Annotated in this window: 15 protein-coding genes, 3 pseudogenes and 1 riboswitch; of the genes and pseudogenes, 16 read left to right on the forward strand and 2 right to left on the reverse strand. The window is 62.1% G+C overall.

From position 1 onward, the window contains the following. Positions 1-41: 41 nt before the first annotated feature. From MF410_RS20045 to MF410_RS20060, 4 genes are all read left to right on the forward strand, one after another. The gene (locus MF410_RS20045; RefSeq protein ID WP_097625008.1) at positions 42-569 is read left to right on the forward strand and encodes a MarR family winged helix-turn-helix transcriptional regulator; all 528 of its coding nucleotides are present in this window, start codon (positions 42-44) and stop codon (positions 567-569) included. Between the two features lie 113 nt (positions 570-682). Next, positions 683-1,339, forward strand: a complete 657-nt coding sequence (locus MF410_RS20050) for a thiamine diphosphokinase (RefSeq protein WP_179867093.1) — start codon at positions 683-685, stop codon at positions 1,337-1,339. A 3-nt stretch (positions 1,340-1,342) separates the two neighbouring features. Further along, positions 1,343-3,163 (forward strand): ABC-F family ATP-binding cassette domain-containing protein, encoded by a 1,821-nt coding sequence (locus tag MF410_RS20055; protein ID WP_097625006.1) that lies wholly within the window; start codon positions 1,343-1,345, stop codon positions 3,161-3,163. A 171-nt stretch (positions 3,164-3,334) separates the two neighbouring features. Further along, complete coding sequence (locus tag MF410_RS20060) at positions 3,335-3,964, forward strand: DUF5666 domain-containing protein (RefSeq protein ID WP_097625005.1); 630 nt, start codon at positions 3,335-3,337, stop codon at positions 3,962-3,964. A 46-nt stretch (positions 3,965-4,010) separates the two neighbouring features. On the opposite strand, the gene MF410_RS20065 is transcribed toward MF410_RS20060, so the two are convergent. Continuing rightward, entirely contained in the window at positions 4,011-5,876 is a 1,866-nt protein-coding gene (locus MF410_RS20065; RefSeq protein ID WP_097625004.1) for an ABC transporter ATP-binding protein/permease, read from the reverse strand. Between the two features lie 155 nt (positions 5,877-6,031). Next, positions 6,032-6,109: riboswitch (SAM riboswitch) on the forward strand. Positions 6,110-6,157: 48 nt separating this feature from the next. Between MF410_RS20065 and metA the strand changes: the two genes are divergently transcribed. The 6 genes and pseudogenes from metA to MF410_RS20095 all read left to right on the forward strand — a co-directional run bounded on the left by metA (position 6,158) and on the right by MF410_RS20095 (position 12,041). Beyond that, positions 6,158-7,081: a homoserine O-succinyltransferase gene (metA, locus tag MF410_RS20070; RefSeq protein ID WP_097625003.1), complete on the forward strand. Its 924-nt coding sequence runs from the start codon at positions 6,158-6,160 to the stop codon at positions 7,079-7,081. Between the two features lie 93 nt (positions 7,082-7,174). Then, a complete protein-coding gene (locus MF410_RS20075) occupies positions 7,175-8,197 on the forward strand; it encodes an aldose epimerase family protein (protein WP_097625002.1) in 1,023 nt (340 codons plus the stop codon). A 147-nt stretch (positions 8,198-8,344) separates the two neighbouring features. Beyond that, positions 8,345-9,117: pseudogene (locus MF410_RS20080) on the forward strand (GntR family transcriptional regulator). After that, positions 9,114-10,145, forward strand: coding sequence for an SIS domain-containing protein (locus MF410_RS20085; RefSeq protein WP_097625000.1), 1,032 nt, complete (start codon positions 9,114-9,116; stop codon positions 10,143-10,145). The pseudogene MF410_RS20080 and the gene MF410_RS20085 overlap by 4 nt, the downstream one beginning before the upstream one ends. Beyond that, a pseudogene (gene nagA / locus MF410_RS20090) lies at positions 10,145-11,295 on the forward strand (N-acetylglucosamine-6-phosphate deacetylase). Before MF410_RS20085 ends, nagA begins: the two are co-directional and overlap by 1 nt. A gap of 17 nt (positions 11,296-11,312) precedes the next feature. Beyond that, positions 11,313-12,041 (forward strand): SIS domain-containing protein, encoded by a 729-nt coding sequence (locus MF410_RS20095; protein WP_097624998.1) that lies wholly within the window; start codon positions 11,313-11,315, stop codon positions 12,039-12,041. Positions 12,042-12,201: 160 nt separating this feature from the next. Here the strand turns inward: MF410_RS20095 and efp are convergent, their stop codons facing one another. Further along, positions 12,202-12,771 (reverse strand): elongation factor P, encoded by a 570-nt coding sequence (efp, locus tag MF410_RS20100; protein ID WP_097624997.1) that lies wholly within the window; start codon positions 12,769-12,771, stop codon positions 12,202-12,204. A gap of 147 nt (positions 12,772-12,918) precedes the next feature. Between efp and epmA the strand changes: the two genes are divergently transcribed. The 6 genes and pseudogenes from epmA (at position 12,919) to MF410_RS20130 (ending at position 18,608) form a co-directional block, all read left to right on the forward strand. Further along, entirely contained in the window at positions 12,919-13,980 is a 1,062-nt protein-coding gene (gene epmA, locus MF410_RS20105) for an EF-P lysine aminoacylase EpmA (RefSeq protein ID WP_097624996.1), read from the forward strand. After that, complete coding sequence (locus MF410_RS20110) at positions 13,977-15,029, forward strand: lysine-2,3-aminomutase-like protein (RefSeq protein WP_097624995.1); 1,053 nt, start codon at positions 13,977-13,979, stop codon at positions 15,027-15,029. Before epmA ends, MF410_RS20110 begins: the two co-directional genes overlap by 4 nt. A gap of 262 nt (positions 15,030-15,291) precedes the next feature. After that, positions 15,292-15,543 carry an acyl carrier protein gene (locus MF410_RS20115; RefSeq protein ID WP_012559298.1) on the forward strand — a complete coding sequence of 84 codons (252 nt, stop codon included), beginning with the start codon at positions 15,292-15,294 and terminating at the stop codon, positions 15,541-15,543. Next, positions 15,543-16,724: an acyl-CoA dehydrogenase family protein gene (locus MF410_RS20120; RefSeq protein ID WP_097624994.1), complete on the forward strand. Its 1,182-nt coding sequence runs from the start codon at positions 15,543-15,545 to the stop codon at positions 16,722-16,724. Before MF410_RS20115 ends, MF410_RS20120 begins: the two co-directional genes overlap by 1 nt. 5 nt (positions 16,725-16,729) lie before the next feature. Further along, positions 16,730-17,638 (forward strand): amino acid--[acyl-carrier-protein] ligase, encoded by a 909-nt coding sequence (locus MF410_RS20125; protein ID WP_097624993.1) that lies wholly within the window; start codon positions 16,730-16,732, stop codon positions 17,636-17,638. Then, positions 17,629-18,608: pseudogene (locus tag MF410_RS20130) on the forward strand (DUF1839 family protein). The gene MF410_RS20125 and the pseudogene MF410_RS20130 overlap by 10 nt, the downstream one beginning before the upstream one ends. Positions 18,609-18,611 lie beyond the last annotated feature (3 nt).

Raw genomic sequence — 18,611 nt, forward strand, 5'->3', positions numbered from 1 at the left:
GGCATATTCAAAATCTGAAACGGCTCTGATATGGTCCGATTATGAATGACGTGCTGACCAAGACCAATTCCCCGGAACCGGCTGCGCCGGATGAGAAAAACGTCCCACGCATCGGCCGGAGCATGGGGCGCATGCGGTTGATGACCGGGCGGCGGTTGATCGGCCGGTTGGCGATCCAGAGTGCCGCGCCGGGCCTCGAACTTTCGCATCTCGATGTGCTCGATGCTGTGCGCAGGGCGCAGCCTGCCGGCGAAGTCACGGTCGGCATGATCGCGGAGATGCTGCGCATCGATCCGTCACGGGCAAGCCGGGTGGTGGCCGACATGGTCGGGCGTAACGTGCTGCGCCGCGAGGCTTCACAGGCCGATGCCCGGCGGATTGTCGTCGTCATGACCGAGGTCGGCCAGAAACTGCTTGCCGAGATCGTCGCGCAGAAACTAGCGATCATCTCCGAGATCGTCTCCGACTGGTCCGAGGAGGATGTCGATCGCTTCGCCATATTGTTCGAACGTTTCATCGGCGGCTACGAGGCGGTCTTCCAGTCGCGCGACAAGGACACGCCGGGCTAGCGTCATTTTCACATGAGCGCGGGCGCGTCCTGTTGGATGCGCGGCGCTAGACGGCAAATGGGGCCGATCCAGCCGCGCCCCTTCCCCTCGACCCCTCGTTTGCGCTAAGGGCAATGCCCATGAGCCAATCCACCTTTACCATTCTCCTTGGCGGCGAACTCAGCCTGACGGAGCGTCTGCGCCATGCCGTCGGCGGCAGCCGTTTCATCGCAGCCGATGGCGGTATGCGGCATGCGGCGGCACTTGGCATTACGCCGGAGATCTGGGTCGGCGATTTCGATTCGACCCCGGCCGATCTCGAAGGCGCCTTTCCCGATGTGCCGAAACAGCCCTATCCCGCGGCAAAGGCGGCGACGGACGGCGAAATCGCCGTGTCGGAAGCAATCGCGCGGGGTGCGCGGCGGCTGATCCTGGCCGGTGCGCTTGGCGGCGAACGCTCGGACCACGCGCTTCAGCATCTGCTGTCGGCCGTCAGTCTGGCGGAACAAGGTTTCGACCTGCTGCTGACCTCGGGCAAGGAGGAGGCGGTGCCGCTGCTTGCCGGAACGATCGAGCTGCATCTTCCCAAGGCCAGCCTGTTTTCCGTGCTCGGGTTCAGCGAGCTGACCGGGCTTTGCATCGACAATGCGCGTTATCCGCTGGCCGATTTCCATCTGCCTTTCGGCTCGTCGCGCACCATTTCCAATGTCGCGGAAGGCAAGGTTTGCTTTTCGCTCCGCAGCGGCCGGGCGATTGTGCTCGCCAGGCCCTATGATCTTTCCGGAGTCTGATTTTTGGCCCCTCCCATTCTGAAACTCGACGATATCTTTCTGAGCTTCGGCGGCGCGCCGCTTCTGGCCGGTGCCAGCCTGCAGATCGAGCCCGGCGACAAAATCTGTCTCGTCGGGCGCAACGGCTCGGGAAAATCGACGCTTCTGAAGATCGCCGCCGGCCTGGTCGAGGCGCAATCCGGCGAGGTCTTCCGTCATCCGTCTTCGACGGTGCGTTATCTCGAACAGGCGCCCGATTTTGCTGGTTTCAACACTGTCCAGGCCTATGCCGAGGCCGGCCTCGGGCCGGGCGACGACCCATATCGCGTCACCTATCTGCTGTCCCATCTCGGGCTGACCGGCGAGGAAGATCCGAGCACCCTTTCCGGCGGCGAATCGCGCCGCGCAGCACTTGCCCGCGTGCTGGCGCCGGAGCCCGACATTCTCCTGCTCGACGAGCCGACCAACCATCTCGACCTTCCCACAATCGAATGGCTGGAGGGCGAGCTGCAGAAGACGCGCAGCGCCCTGGTGCTGATCTCGCACGACCGGCGCTTCCTCGAAAAGGTCTCGACGGCAACCGTCTGGCTCGACCGCGGCACCTCGCGCCGGCTCGACAGGGGATTTTCGCATTTCGAGGCCTGGCGCGACCAGGTGCTCGAAGCCGAAGAGCTGGAGCAGCATAAACTCGGCAAGGCGATCGAGCGCGAGGAGCACTGGCTGCGTTACGGCGTCACGGCGCGGCGCAAGCGCAACATGCGCCGCCTCGGCGAGTTGCAGACGATGCGCTCGCAATATCGCGGCCACAAGGGGCCGCAGGGAACGGTGCAGGCGACGGCTTCGGACGCGCAGGAATCCGGCAAGCTGGTGATCGAGGCCGACAAGATCACCAAGAGCTTCGGCGACCGGCCGATCGTCACGCCCTTCTCGATCCGCGTGCATCGCGGCGATTGCATCGGTCTGGTCGGGCCGAACGGCGCCGGCAAGACGACGCTGTTGAAGATGCTGACCGGGCAGCTTTCGCCGGATAGCGGCACGATAAAGCTCGGCACCAATCTGGAGATCGCGACACTCGACCAGAAGCGCGAGGATCTCGATCCCGAGGATACTCTCGCCAATTACCTGACGGATGGGCGCGGCGAAAACCTGCTCGTCAACGGCGAACAGCGCCATGTCACCGGCTATATGAAGGAGTTCCTGTTCCAGCCGGAGCAGGCGCGAACGCCGATCAGAAGCCTCTCCGGCGGCGAGCGCGCCCGGCTGATGCTGGCGCGTATTCTCTCGCGCCCTGCAAATCTGTTGATCCTCGACGAACCGACCAACGATCTCGATATCGAAACGCTCGATCTGCTGCAGGAGATCGTCGCCGGTTTTCCCGGCACCGTCATTCTCGTCAGCCACGACCGCGATTTTCTCGACCGCACCGTGACCTCGACGATTGCACCCGCCGTGCCGCATGCGCCTGATGGCCGCTGGATCGAATATGCCGGCGGCTATTCCGACATGCTTGCGCAGCGCAAGGGCGCGATCGACGAGCGCAAGCGGGCCGAGAAGGCGACGGAGAAGCCGAAGCCCCAGGAGGCGGCACCTTCCGGCGGAAGCTCGAAGAGCAAGCTCTCCTTCAAGCAGAAATTCGCGCTGGACAATTTGCCGAAGGAGATGGCGAAAGCCGAAGCCGAGATCGCCAAACGCGAACAGGCGATGGCCGATCCCAACCTCTTTACGCGCGATGCCGCTGCCTTCAACCGGCTTGCCAGCGAGATGGAGAAACTGCGGGCCAGCCTCACCAAGATGGAAGAGGAGTGGCTGGAGCTCGAAATGCTGCGGGAAGAGCTGGAAGGCTGAGGCTTTCCAACTCCACCCGCCTCACCTTTCCTTGATTGGCCAGTCTGCCGTTGCGCGGCATAAGGTGCCGTCCGGCAGAAAATCCAAGTGTTGCAGCGTCTGCTGTGCGGTTGAAAAGACGCGCGGCGCTGCTGGGCTATGCCGATCGCAATGGCGATAAGGAAAACTCATATGTCCCTCAAGCCTAATTCCAGAATTTTCACGATACTTGCGGCCGGCGGCCTCGCTGCGCTTGCCGCTTTGCAGGCCGCACAGGCACAGGATGGCAACCGCATTCGCGTTCGCGGTGCCATTGAAAGCTTCAGCGGCGATAGTCTCGTCGTCAAGACGCGCGAAGGCGGCGATGAGACGATCACGCTGAAAGCCGGTTGGAAAGTCGGTGGCATCAAAAAAGCGTCGGTCGAGGATATCAAGCCCGGCGATTTCGTCGGTGTTGCCGCGCTCCCGAAAGGCAGCGGCCCGGATGGGGCGATCGAGGTGCTGATCTTTCCGGCGTCGATGAAGGGAACCGGCGAGGGCAACCGCCCCTGGGATGCGCAGCCGAACAGCCAGATGACCAACGCGACCGTCAGCAATGCCGTCAAATCCGTCGACGGCCATACGGTCACGCTGACCTATCAGGGCAAAGAAAAGACGATCACCATCGCCGATGCGACACCGATCGTGACCTTGGCGCCGGCGACCAAGGACGATCTGAAGGCCGGCGCCGGCGTCATCGTCACCGGCGAGAAAGCGGCGGACGGCAGCATTTCGGCCAGCCAGGTGGCCGTCGGCCTGAACGGTATCACGCCGCCGATGTGACCATTCGTGAAATTCAAAGGTATGTAGCGGCTGTCGGCGCGGCGCTCTACAGTGCCGGCGCGGGCATGGCGGCAGCACCGGTGGCGGCGCTGGCGCCGGTACGGGTGACTTGCTGCTGTTGCTGCTGCTGTTCCTCGGATTTTGCCGGCAGCGCCTGCAGATGCAGCACGCGCGGCTTCAATGCCTCGAGATAGGCTTCGGAACGGCCGATATAGATCATGCCGCTCTCTGGCATGGAAGTGAGCAGCCCGGCCATCGTTTCCTGCCATTCCGGCTCCATGCCCTCCAGCACTTCGTCGAAAATGATCCAGCGCGGACGGGCGAGAAGCAGACGGGCGAAGCCGATTGCCTTCTGTTCGTCGCTATCGAGCAGTTTGTCCCAGCGGGCGCGGGTATCGAGCCTTGATATCAGCGAATGCAGGCCGGCCTTGTCGAGGGCTGCCTCGACGGCGGCTTTGTCATAGGCATCGGGGCTTTCGGGGAAGGCCAGCGCCTCACGCAGCGTACCGCCGGGAATATAGGCGATCTGCGGGACGAACAGCATGTCGTCGACCGGCGGCAGGCCCATCGTGCCGCTGCCGCACGGCCAGAGGCCGGCCATCGCCTGGAACAGCAGCTTGCGGTTGACGCTGTGATCGCCGTTGATCATGATCTTTTCGCCTACCTTGATCACGACATCGGTTTCGCGCAGGCGGAAGCCGCCGCATTCGTCGATGTCTTCACCGATCTTGGCGACGATCACCACGTCCTTCAATGTCAGCGTGTCGGGCGCGGTGTTTTCATAGGCGATGCCGTCTTTCAGGGCGAATTCCTCTTCCATGTCGAGCAGCGCCTGGCGGAAATCGGTGACGCGCATCAGTGTGGCGCGCCATTCGGCGATCGGACCGAAATTCGCGACATACCAGCGCAGCGCCGTGTTGACTTGGTTGAAGGCGCCGACCGACATCATCAGCTGACCGAGGGTGAGGCCGCCGGAGAAATAGGCCGGTGCGGCGACGATGATCGGAATGACGATGACCAGCCAGCCGTAGCCGGCCGAAACCCAGGTGAGGTTGGTATTGGCCATGGCGAGCCGCTTGACCACCCTTAGCACCGAGCTGATGTCGGTGTTGATGCGCCGGCGTTCGTTCTCCTCGCCGCGGGCAACCGTGATCGCCGGCATGTTCTCGTTGGCATGCATCAGCGTGAAGCGAAGCTCGGCCTCCTTCGAGAAGCGGTCGGCATTGAGCTTTACCAGCTTGCGGCCGACGACCTGGCTCAGCACCGAGGCGGAAGCGGCGTAGAAAATCGCCGCCCAGACCATATAGCCGGGAATGGAGAAGCTGTGGCCGCTGATGTGGAAGATGAAGCCGCTGGAAAGCTCCCAGAGTACGCCGATGAAGCTTACGAGAAGAATGGTCGACTGCAGCAGGCCGAGAACGAGCCCTGTCGTGCTCTCGGCGAGGTTGCGGGAATCCTCGTGCAGCCGCTGGTCCGGATTGACGCCGATCAGGCCGCTGGAGGCGAGCCGCAACGCCCGCTTGCGCTTCAACCACTGGTCGACGAGGTCGCGCGACAGGCCCTCGCGCATATAGAGCGCGGTCATCTGATTCAGCCATGCCTGCAGCACGTTGAGCAGGAGCAGCGTGCCGGCGATCATCGCGAAGATTTCGAGCTGGTGGAAGAATTCACCGAGGTCGCGGCGCTCCAGCGAATCGTAGAAGGGTGCATTCCACTTGTTGAGGATGACCTGGCCGTAGGACGTCGCCAGGATGACGAGGATCAGCACGGTCGCCAGAAACAGCACCTTGCCACGCACTTGCGAATTCCAGAATGCTGAGAACATCACCCCGAGGCGGTCAGTCAGGCTGAGATCATAGCCTACCCTATCCTGCCTTCGGATGCCCGGCCTCCCCTCGGTCTTATCTGCCATCACGCTTTTCCAACATCGCCCATGCTTACCATTATTAACATGGTGGCGTTACCGGTCTATCAACAGATTCTATCAGTCATTAAACTGTGATGATGCTTGCATGAGTCGCTCCCGCATGCATTCGACAGTTGATTCGTGGCTCGACTGGGTCTATTTAAGCGTTCCGTGGTGATTTGGCCGGCCGGCTTGCAGCCACGTTAAAAAATTCGCTAAAGGGCCGCGTGCGGACCGGTAGCGATTTTTTCGCCGCCGGTTTTTTGTTTTTTGATCGAGTGACCGCAATGCCCATCAAGATCCCCGACACGCTGCCCGCCTTTGAAACCCTCGTTCAAGAGGGTGTACGGGTGATGACCGAGACGCTGGCGATCCGTCAGGATATTCGTCCGCTGCAGATCGGGCTGCTCAACTTGATGCCGAACAAGATCAAGACCGAATTGCAGATGGCCCGCCTTGTCGGCGCCTCGCCGCTGCAGGTCGAGCTGTCGCTGATCCGCATCGGCGGCCACAAGGCGAAGAACACCTCCGAAGATCACCTGCTTGCCTTCTACCAGACCTGGGAGGAGGTGAAGCACCGCAAATTCGACGGCTTCATCATCACCGGGGCGCCGATCGAGCTTTTGCCCTATGAGGACGTTACCTATTGGCCGGAGATGCAGGAGATTCTCGACTGGACGGAAACGAATGTGCATTCGACGATGAACGTCTGCTGGGGCGCGATGGCGGCGATCTATCATTTCCACGGCGTTCCGAAATACGAGCTGAAGGAGAAGGCCTTCGGCGTCTACCGCCACCGCAACCTGAAGCCTGCGTCGATCTATCTCAACGGCTTTTCCGACAATTTCGAGGTGCCGGTGTCGCGCTGGACCGAAGTGCGCCGCGACGATATCGAGAAATCGGACAAGCTGGAGATCCTGATGGAATCCAGCGAGATGGGCGTCTGCCTCGTGCACGAGAGGCGAGGCCGGCGGCTCTATATGTTCAACCACGTCGAATATGATTCCACCTCGCTGTCCGACGAATATTTCCGCGACGTCAATGCTGGCGTGCCGATCAAGATGCCGCACAACTATTTCCCGCATAATGATCCGGCGCTTGCGCCGCAGAACCGCTGGCGCAGCCATGCGCATCTTTTGTTCGGCAACTGGATCAACGAGATCTACCAGACGACGCCGTTCGATGTGGAGGAGATCGGCACGGATCTGTGAGCCGTACCCCTTTCTCATCGTGGCCGGTTGCGGTTTGGAACAAATGCGGGCAGGTTCCGGTCGGAATGCTAGATATCAAATGGACGGTCGATCATGTCGGATAAGTTGGAGCGGGAAGTTTTCGGGCAGACGAAGGCGGGCGAGACCGTCTATCGCGTCGTCATCAGCGGCGGCGGGCTGACCGCCAAGATCATCAGCTGGGGCGCGGTCATCCAGGATCTGCGCCTGGAAGGGCATGACGCGCCGCTGCAGCTCGGCTTTGAGGAATTCGACAGCTACCCGCTCCATTCAGCCTATTTCGGCGCGACGCCCGGCCGCTGCGCCAACCGTGTCGGCGGCGGTGCCTTCATGCTCGACGGCAAGGATCACCAGCTCGAGCTGAACGAAAACGGCGTGACGCATCTGCATGGCGGCAGCGACAATATTGCCAAACGCAACTGGACGGTCGTCGAGCATGATGTCGACCGCGTGGTGCTGAAGATCGTCGATCCCGATGGCCGCGCCGGCTATCCCGGCAATTGCACCATCCAGGCAACCTTCTGGGTGCACGGCAACGGCGAACTGTCGGTGACCTACGAATCCACAAGCGACCAGCCGACGCTCGCCAATGTCTGCCAGCATGCCTATTTCAATCTCGACGGTCGCGAGGACGCGCTTGGCCACGACATCATGATCGCTGCCGACCACTACCTGCCGACCGACGAGAAACAGGTGCCGACCGGCGAGATCCGTTCCGTCGCCGGCACGGAATTCGATTTCCGCGAGATGGCGCCGATGAAGCGTTTCGCCGGCAGCGAGCAGGTGCTGTACGACCATAATTTCTGCCTGTCCGGCGAACGAACCGCCAAGCGCAGCGTCGCGCTCGCCCGCAGTCTCTATTCCGGCGTGTCGCTTGAAGTGCGCAGCACCGAGCCGGGCGTGCAGTTCTATGCCGGTTTCAAGCTCAATACCGGTGCTCCCGGCCTCGGCGGACGCAAATACGGCCCCTTCGCTGGCTTCTGCCTGGAGACGCAGGTCTGGCCGGATGCCATCAATCACCAGGGTTTCCCGAATGCGGTGCTGCGCCCCGGCGAAGTGCTGCGCCAGGAGACGGATTACATCTTCACCAAGAACTGAGCGTCTTTTTGAGACGCGGCGCCGGGACGTACGGCTGTCAAATTTTATCGCTATGAAAACCTCTCCGGCCCGCGCCGGGGAGGTTTTTCTCGCTTGCCGGTAATTATATCTTGCCGATTGGTTCTAAATAGGTTCTATTGCTTGCCCATGGATAGGACCAGTCTGATAGCGGAGCTAAAGAGTCGCGGCCTGCGTGACGCGGCGCTGACCGGGCCGCTCTACAAGCGGCTGGCGCAGACGCTGACCGGCCTTATTCAGGAAGGATTGCTGAAACCCGGCACGGCGCTGCCGGGGAGCGCGATCTTGCCGAGGCCTTGAAGCTCGGCCGCGTCACCGTGCGCACCGCCTATCGCGATCTGATGGCATCCGGCGCATTGGAATCGCGCCACGGAAGCGGTACTTTCGTATCGAGCAAGGTCGAGCGCATGGAGCAGTCGCTCTGGCGGCTGTCCTCCTTCTCCGCCGACATGCGCTCGCGCGGGCGTCAACCGGCCGCAAAGATATTGTCACGGACGGTCAATACGCCGTCGCCGGACGAATCCTTCCTGCTCGGGCTTGGCGGTGACGAGCCGGTGCTCAGGCTCGACCGATTGCGTCTCGCCGACGGCCTGCCGCTGGCGATCGAACGTGCCGTGGTGCCGATCAAATTTTTAGGCGACGATGCCGGCGGCGAGGGATCGCTCTATGATGCGCTGACCGCCAACGGCCACAGGCCGGTGCGGGCGCTGCAGCGGCTGACCGCGGTGACGCTTGACCCGTCCTCTGCGGCGATCCTGAATGTCGATGCCGGCGCGCCAGCGCTGCTGATCGAACGCGTCTCGCGCCTGGAAGACCAGCGCGTCGTTGAATACACCCGCTCGCATTATCGCGGCGACGCCTATGATTTCGTTGCCGAATTGAGAATCGGAGATGACCTATGAGTGAGAACCAGTCGCTGATGCTTCAAGAAGCGGGCCAATCGCCGGAGGTGGTGGCCACGCTTCTCGAAAAGGAAAAACCGGTCTTTGCCGAGATCGCCCGGCTGTTTTCCTCAGCCCGCCCGAGCGTGGTGACGACGGCGGCGCGCGGCTCCTCGGACCATGCCGCCACCTTCTTCAAATATCTTTTCGAGATCACCTGCGGCGTCCCGGTCGCATCGGTCGGCCCGTCGATCGCTTCGGTCTACGGCGCTGCCCTCCATCTGAAGGGTGGCGTTCATTTCACCGTCTCGCAGTCGGGCGCCAGCCCCGATATCGTCGCGCTGCAGGAGGCGGCCAAGAAGGGCGGGGCGACGACGATCGCCGTCGTCAACGTCATCGACAGCCCGCTGGCGAAACAGGCCGATATCGTTCTCGGCCTCAATGCCGGAGCGGAAAAGAGCGTCGCGGCGACGAAATCCTTCATCGCCTCGGTCGCTGCCCTTTCCGGGGTGACGGCTGCGATCGGCGGCGCGTCCGAGCTGCAGGCTGCACTCGGCAAACTGCCGGAGGCGCTTTCGGCCACCGCCGGGATCGACACGGCGGCAGCCGAAGAGGTGCTCTTCAACGCGACCTCGCTCTATACGGCCGGCCGCGGCCCGGCCTTCGCGATCGCGCTCGAAGCGGCGCTGAAGGCCAAGGAAACGTCCGGCCTGCATGCCGAAGCCTTCTCGCTGGCGGAACTGATGCACGGTCCGATGCGCCTGGTGCAGCCGGGCTTTCCGATCGTCGCCTTTGCGCCCGACGATGCGGCCTTCGCCAATAACGGCCTAGCGCTGGAGCGTCTGCAGAAGCTCGGCGCCACCACTGTCGGTTTTTCCACCCAGCCGCTTTCCGGCATCAATCTGCGCGTGCCGACGACGGGCAACGGCCTGGTCGATCCGCTGGTGTCGCTGCTCGTCTATTATCGGCTGATCGAGTCGGTGACGCGGCGCAAGGGCTTCGATCCCGACAGGCCGGCAAACCTGCTCAAGGTGACGGAGACGGTCTGATGGCCCGCAAGATCTTTGTCGGCGCGCGCATCTTCGATGGCGAGCGCTTCCATGACGACAAGGCGCTCATCGTTGCCGATGGCCGGGTCGAAGCGATTGCTGCTGGAAACGATCTGCCGGATGGCGAGACGGTGACGCTTTCCGGCGGCGTGCTATCGGCCGGCTTCATCGATGCGCAAGTCAATGGCGGCGCCGGACGGATGCTGAACGACGAACCTTCGGTTGCCTCGATGGAGATCATCGCCGGCGGGCACCGCCCCTATGGCACGACATCGCTGCTGCCGACGCTGATCACCGATACGGCTGAAGCGTCCATTGCCGCGATCGAGGCGGCGACAGAAGCGGTCAAGGCGAACCGCGGCGTCGCCGGTCTGCATCTCGAAGGCCCGCATCTGGCACCGGCACGCAAGGGCGCGCATCTGGCCGAACTGATGCGGCCGGTCGAGGGCCGCGACGTCAAGGCGTTCATCCAGGCGCGCGAGGCGATCGGCACGCTGCTCGTCACCATGGCCGCCGAGCAGGTGACGGTTGCCCAGGTGCGCGAACTTGCGGAAGCCGGCGTGACCGTCAGCATCGGCCACTCCGATTGTTCGAGCGAGGCAGCGGCGGAACGTTTCGACGCGGGGCGCGCGGCGTCACGCATCTCTTCAACGCCATGAGCCAGCTGGGGCACCGAGCGCCCGGCCTCGTCGGCGCGGCGATCGATCATCCCTCGACCTGGTGCGGCATCATCGCCGACGGTCATCACGTCGATCCGAAGGCCTTGCGCACGGCGCTGCGCGCCAAGCGCGGTGAAGGCAAGCTGTTCTTCGTCACCGACGCGATGTCGCTCGTCGGGTCTGAGAAGGACTCGTTCACGTTGAACGGGCGCACCGTCCGGCGCGAAAGGGGAGGCTTCTGCTCGAAGCTTGTGCTGTCCGACGGCACGCTGGCCGGTTCCGACGTCGACATGATCTCGACGATCCGCTACGGCGTCACCTATCTCGACCTGACGCTCGCCGAAGCCTTGCGCATGGCGACGCTTTACCCCGCCCGTTTCCTCAGGCTTGCCGATCGCGGCCATCTCTCGCCGGGCGCGCGCGCCGACCTCGTGCATCTCACCGATGCGCTTACCGTCATCGCCACCTGGCTTGCCGGCGAAACGGCGTGACCTCAAGGAGACGTGGGATGACCGATATCACCGATGCCTATTTCTCCAACCTGATCGGCCGGCTGGAAGAATTGAAGCAGACGCTTGCCGAGCCGATGGCGCAGGCGGCGGCCGTCATTCTCGATGCTGCCCGCGGCGACAAGCGCGTCTATGTCTTCGGCACCGGCCATTCGCATATGCTGGCCGAAGAGGTGCATTATCGGGCCGGCGGGCTCGCCTTCACCGTGCCGGTGCTCGTCGGCTCGGCCATGCTGCATGAGGGTGCGGTCATCAGTTCGGTCTATGAGCGCACGCAGGGCCTGGTGCGGCCGATGTTGGAGCGATACGGCATGCAGCCGGGCGATGTCATCATCATCGCCTCCAATTCGGGCGTGAACGCCGCGCCGATCGAGGCTGCCGACTATGCGCGCGAAATCGGCGCAAAGGTGATCGCCATCACGTCGATCGCCTATTCCTCAGCGATCGCCAATGGCCGCCGGCGGCTTGCCGACGCGGCCGATGTGGTGCTCGACAACGGGCTGCCGCCGGGTGACGCCGTTCTCGATCTGGAAGGCACGGGCCTTCGGGTTGGGCCGGTCTCGACGGCGGTCGGAGTGACGGTCATCAATGCGATCTTCGCCGAAGTCGCCTCGGAGCTTTCGAAATCCGGCGATGCGCCGGTTTATCTCAGCGCCAATATGCCGGGTGCCGCCGAGATCAATCAGAAGCTCGTGCGGAAATACCGGCCGCGCAACCCGCATCTCTAAAGCGCATCGCATCGAATTTGATTCATGCAATTTATGCATGTCGTTATCCCGGAACCGCTGCACACTTCCTGATGACATGCATTGACCGGAAATTCCCTGTTGGCGGCGGACACAAAAAAGCCGGTCGAAACCGGCCTTTTGCATGCGATGATGACCAGGATCAGTCCTTGGCGCGTTCGACGTAGGAATTGTCTTCCGTTGCGATGACGACGCGGGTGCCGGCATTGATGTGCGGCGGCACCATGGTGCGCACGCCGTTCGACAGCATCGCCGGCTTGTAGGAAGACGATGCCGTCTGACCCTTGACGACCGGCTCGGTCTCGGTGATTTCGAGCGTCACGTGGCGCGGCAGTTCGAGCGCCAGCGGAATGCCTTCATGGATCGACAGGACGCAGGACATGCCTTCCTGCAGATAGGCCTTCTGATCGCCCATGGTTTCGACATCGACCACGACCTGATCGTAGTTGCCGGGGTTCATGAAGTGGAAGCCTTCGCCGTCTTCATAGAGATACTGGAAGGAGACGTCCTCGACGAAGGCGCGCTCGACCTGCTCGGTGGTGCGCCAGCGCTCGGAGACCTTCACGCCGTCGACGATGCGGCGCATGTCGACCTGGGTGACCGGCGTGCCCTTGCCCGGGTGAAAGTTCTGAGCGGTGAGAACGACGTAGAGCTTGCCGTCGACATCGAGAACGTTGCCCTTGCGGACCGAAGAGGCGATGACCTTGACCATAAGACTTCCTTGTAACTCGGCTTTCGGCGTCGTAGATGACTGTCGAGACGCCTCGGAGACGCAAATATTTTTCTTTGGGGCGCAACTAACCTAAAATCCGGGAAATAGCCATCCCCATACCGGCTTCTCCGGCGAAGAAAGCTTGGAATGAACTCTTCGGCGAAAGCGTCCCCCTGGTGGACCCCGTCCGTGCATGCCGATCGCCGTCCGTTCCTGATCGGGCGCAATGCGATCCAGGCGGCGCTGCGCGGCTTTTTTGCGCGCGAGGATTTCATCGAGGTGGATACGGCGGTGCTGCAAATCTCGCCGGGCAACGAGGCGCATCTGCATGCCTTCGCCACGGAAGCGCTGACGACGGACGGGCAAAAGGCGCCATTCTATCTGCACACCTCGCCGGAATTCGCTTGCAAGAAGCTGCTTGCGGCGGGTGAGGAACGTATCTCGTGTTTTGCCCATGTCTATCGCAACCGCGAGCGCGGGCCGCTGCACCATCCCGAATTCACCATGCTCGAATGGTACCGGGCCGGCGAAAGCTATGAGAGCCTGATGATGGATTGCGAGCGGATTCTGGCGCTTGCGACCGAGACGGCAAACACCGAAAAGCTTGCCTATCGCGGCGGCGAGAGCGATCCTTTCGCCGGTCCGGAGCGGATCAGCGTTGCCGAAGCCTTCGAGCGCCATGCCGGCATCGATCTTCTCGCCTCGGTCGCCGCCGACGGTTCGACCGATCGCGATCATCTGGCCGCCGAGATGAAGCGTGTCGGCATGCGTGTTGCCGATGACGACGGCTGGGCCGATCTGTTCAGCCGGGTGCTTGTGGAAAAAATCGAGCCGCATCTCGGCTTCGGCCGCATCACCATCCTCGACGAATATCCGGTCTCGGAAGCAGCGCTCGCGCGCCCTTCGGCCCGCGATCCACGCGTTGCCGAGCGTTTCGAGCTCTATGCCTGCGGAGTCGAACTTGCCAACGGCTTCGGCGAACTCACTAGTGCTGCCGAGCAGCGGCGGCGGTTCGAGATCGAGATGGCCGAGAAGGCGCGTGTTTATGGCGAGACCTATCCGCTCGACGAGGATTTCCTCGCCGCACTGTCGCTGATGCCCGAGGCAAGCGGCATCGCGCTCGGCTTTGACCGGCTGGTGATGCTGGCGACGGGAGCGTCGCGCATTGATCAGGTGCTTTGGGCGCCGGTCGCGGAGTATGGACGATGAATGCCGTCAAACCGGTCAAGAGCGTCGACGATCTGGTGATGGCGGGGCTGGTCTCTTCCGCCGATCGCAGAGCGCTCGAGGAGGTTGCCGTGCGTTACGCAATTGCCTTGACGCCTGTTATGACCAGGCTGATCGATCGCGCCGATCCCGCTGATCCGATCGCGCGGCAGTTCGTGCCCGATGCCGCCGAACTCACGGTCTTGCCTGAAGAACGCGCCGATCCGATCGGCGATCACGCCCATAGCCCGGTCGAAGGCATCGTCCACCGCTATCCCGATCGCGTGCTGCTGAAGGCCGTGCATGTCTGCCCGGTCTATTGCCGCTTCTGCTTCCGGCGCGAAATGGTCGGGCCGCAGGGTCTCGGCACGCTCGATGCGGCGGCGATGCAGGCAGCCTTTGACTATATCAGAGGTCACGAGGAGATCTGGGAGGTCATCCTCACCGGTGGCGATCCGCTGGTGCTGTCCCCGCGCCGCCTTCGCGAGATCATGGAGGCGCTGGCGGACATTGCGCATGTGAAGATCGTGCGTTTCCACACGCGTGTTCCCGTCGTCGATCCCGACAAGATCGACGACGCACTGATCGCCGCGCTGAAGGCGAGCGGCAAGACGGTCTATGTGGCGCTGCACGCCAATCACGTGAGGGAACTGACGGCGGAAGCGCGTGCCGCCTGCGCCCGTCTGGTCGATGCCGGCATTGCCATGGTCAGCCAGTCGGTGCTGCTCAAAGGCGTCAACGACGATCCCGACGTGCTTGCGGCGCTGATGAAGGCCTTCGTCGAAATCCGCGTCAAACCTTATTACCTGCATCACCCGGATCTGGCGCCCGGCACCGGCCACTTCAGATTGACGATCGAGGAGGGACAAAGGATCGTCTCGGCGTTGCGCGGACGGGTTTCCGGGCTCTGCCAGCCGACCTACATCCTCGATATCCCGGGCGGTTACGGCAAAACCGTCGTCAGCGGCAGCACCGTGCAGGCCAGGGGCGATGGATGTTATTCCGTCTCGGATTATCGCGGTGACGAGCATTCCTACCCACCCGCTGAATGACGTGAAACGGCGTTTTCCGTGTCATTTCTGTACTCGCCGCGGCGAAAATTGCGTCGAGCGCCGTCGACGAAATAGGCGTAATGCGTTGATTTTAAATCGATATTGGAACTCCTGCCACGGCGATCGCTAAAATTCTAGCTGTGAGCCTTAGTCATATTTAACGCTATAAATTAGCGGAATTTTCTGTTTTCCGCACTAAAAGAACGCTCATGACAAGGCGATGAACGCCGGTTCGGGATCATGAGAATCTTGGAGTGATGGGATGAATAAGACAATCCGCGACCTTGTAGCCAAATTCGGCAAACTTCCGGCGTCGATCGACCAGGTCGCCGACGATGCCGATCTTTATGCGGCAGGTCTGACGTCCTTTGCTTCGGTGCAGCTGATGCTTGGCATCGAAGAAGCCTTCGACATCGAATTTCCCGACAATCTCCTGAACCGTAAATCCTTCGCGAGCATCTCGGCGATCGCCAGGACGGTCGATCTCATTCGGGACAGCCGGAAGGTCGCCTGATGAATTTCCCCGTCAAGATCATGCAGGACGGTCTTGTCGCGCGGGTCGCCCGAGTCGCCGAAATCGCGGCGAAACACGCCGATGCCGTCGATGTCGAAGCCCGCTTCCCCAGGGAAGCCGTGGATGCAATGAAGGCCGAAAGACTGCTCGGCATCCAGGTGCCGCGCCAATTCGGCGGCGAATCCGCCTCAATCACTGAGATCGCCGAATTGTGCTCGATGCTCGGTCAGGCCTGCGCTGCAAGCGCCATGGTCTTCGCCATGCATCACATCAAGCTGTCGAGCCTTGTCGAACATGGCGCCGACAGCGAATGGCATGGCGACTTCATGCGCCGCATTGCGGCCGAGCAGCTGCTGATCGCATCGGCCACCACCGAGGGCGGTATCGGCGGAAACCTGCGCAACAGTATCTGCGCTGTCGAAGTCGACGGCGATACCTGCCGTCTCGAAAAGGATGCGACCGTCATTTCCTACGGTTCGCATGCCGACGCCATCCTCATCACCTCGCGTGCCCATGCGAAGGCGGCTTCCTCAGACCAGGTGCTGACGGCCTTTCTCAGGGACCAGTACACGCTCGAGAAGACGCACGCCTGGAATACGCTCGGCATGCGTGGCACCTGCTCCGATGGCTTCCTCTTCAAAGGCGAAGCGCCGGCGCATCAGATCCTGCCGAAGCCTTTCGCCGAGATCGCGGCGCAATCCATGCTCGCTTCGTCGCACCTGTTATGGAGCGGCGTCTGGTACGGCATCGCGGTCGACGCCGTCGCGCGCGCCCAGGCCTTCGTGCGCGCTGCCGCGCGCAAGGCGCCGGATACTCAGCCGCCGGGCGCCTTGCGCCTCGCCGAAGTTTCGAACCTGCTGCAGATGGTCAAATCCAACGTGGTTGCCGGACTCAAGGCCTATGAGGATGCAAAGGCCGATGTCGACAGGCTGTCCTCGATGGGCTTTGCCGTGGCGATGAACAACGTCAAGATCGCCTCTTCCGAGACGATCCTGGAGATCGTCAACCATGCCATGCTGATCTGCGGCATCATGGGCTACAAGAACGGCACGCCCTTCAGTCTCGGACGCCATCTGCGCGACGCGCATTCGGCTCAGCTCATGATTTCGAACGACCGCATCCTCGGCAATACGTCGAGCATGCTTCTTGTCCATAAGCAGGACACTAGCCTACTGGGGTGACAGTCATGGATATGCAGACCTCGTTTCTCGACCGGCTTTTCGAAGCCGGCCTGCTGATCGATACGGGCATCGATGGGCTCTATGGCCGCAGCGGCCAATTCGAGGAGGTGATCGCTGCCTTCGAGCGTCTCATCGACAAGGTTGGCGGCGGCGACGGTGCGGAGGCCATGCGCTTTCCGCCCGGCATGAATCGCGCCTTCTTCGAAAAGAGCGGCTATATGAAGAGCTTCCCGCAGCTTGCAGGAACGGTGCATAGTTTCTGCGGCAGCGAACTCGATCATGTCAGCCTGCTGCAATGCATGGAAGTCGGCGAGGACTGGACCAAGGGTCAGGAGGCGACCGATATCGTGCTGACCCCGGCTGCCTGCTATCCGCTCTATCCGACGGTTGCCAAGCGCGGCAATCTGCCGAAGACGGGCGGCCTGTTCGATCTGCAATCCTATTGCTTCCGCCATGAGCCGTCGAAAGATCCGGCCCGCCAGCAGCTGTTCCGCATGCGCGAATATGTCTGCATGGGCACCGAAGAGCATGTCACCGATTTCCGCCAACGCTGGATGGATCGCGGCGTCGAGATGATGAAGGCCGTCGGCCTCGATGTAACGATCGATATCGCCAACGATCCGTTCTTCGGCCGCGCCGGCAAGATGCTCGCCAACAATCAGCGCGACCAGAACCTGAAGTTCGAACTGCTGATCCCGATCACCTCGGCCGCCAATCCGACCGCCTGCATGAGCTTCAACTATCATCAGGATGCCTTCGGTTCGAAGTGGGGCCTGAACCTCGAAGACGGCAGTGTCGCGCATACGGCCTGCGTCGGCTTCGGGCTGGAGCGCATCGCGCTTGCCCTCTTCCACCATCACGGGCTCGAGGTGAAGGAATGGCCGGCCAACGTACGGAAAGCGCTGTGGGGCTGAGCCGGTCGATGACATCGGTATTTTCGGGAATCGACCCGGAAACCTACCGTCAGCACGCGCTGCATTCCGGCGAACGCGCCTGGCCGGAAACCAATTGCTACGTCGATCTCTGGATCGAAGTGCTGGCGACCTCGGGGTGGCGCCCGAGGCGATGCTCGGTTTCACCCTGACGCAGGATTTCGAGGGCGATCAGTTCACCTTCTTTAAGGTGCCGCTCGAGGATCTCGACGCGCTCTATGGCATTCGCGCAACCGAGCTTGCCATCTACGACCGTGTCGAACGCCATGTCGAAGTCCAGATCGCGCGGGGCCGTCTCTGCCTGATCGAGATGGATTCCTTCTACATGCCGGATACGCGCGGCACCGCCTACCGGCAGGAGCACGGCAAGACGACGGTTGCGATCAACCGGCTGGACGTTGCGGCCAAGCGCGTCGATTATTTCCACAATGCCGGCTATTTCCGCCTCGAAGGCGAGGATTTCGATGGGCTGTTCCAGCTGCAGCTGACGGAGAACGAGCCGCCGTTCCTGCCCTATACGGAATTTGCACGGTTCCCGGAAAAGCCCGCTGACGAAGCGCATCTCAGCGCCACTGCCCGGCGGCTTGCCGGCGTTCATTTCAGCAGGCGCCCGAGCGAAAATCCGATCCGCGCCTTTGCAGCCGTCTTTCCGCAGCAGGTCGAAGCGGTTGCCGAGCGGCCGTTCGGATTCTTCCACAAATATGCCTTCAACACGCTTCGCCAGGTCGGCGCCAATTTCGAGCTGGCGGCCGATTATCTGGCCTGGCTTTCCGCAGATGAATTCGCCGCCGCCGCCGAGCATGCCCGGCGCATTTCGGACGTGGCGAAATCGGTGCAGTTCCAGCTTGCGCGCGCCATTGCCCGCCGGAAGTTCGAGCCGCTGCAGGCAGCCCTTGATCCGGCCGCCGATGCATGGGATTCCATGATGACATCGCTTGCGGAGCGAATCTGAGGC

This window comes from Rhizobium sp. C104, assembly GCF_022354505.1.
In the GTDB taxonomy this organism is placed as follows: Bacteria; Pseudomonadota; Alphaproteobacteria; order Rhizobiales; family Rhizobiaceae; genus Rhizobium; species Rhizobium redzepovicii.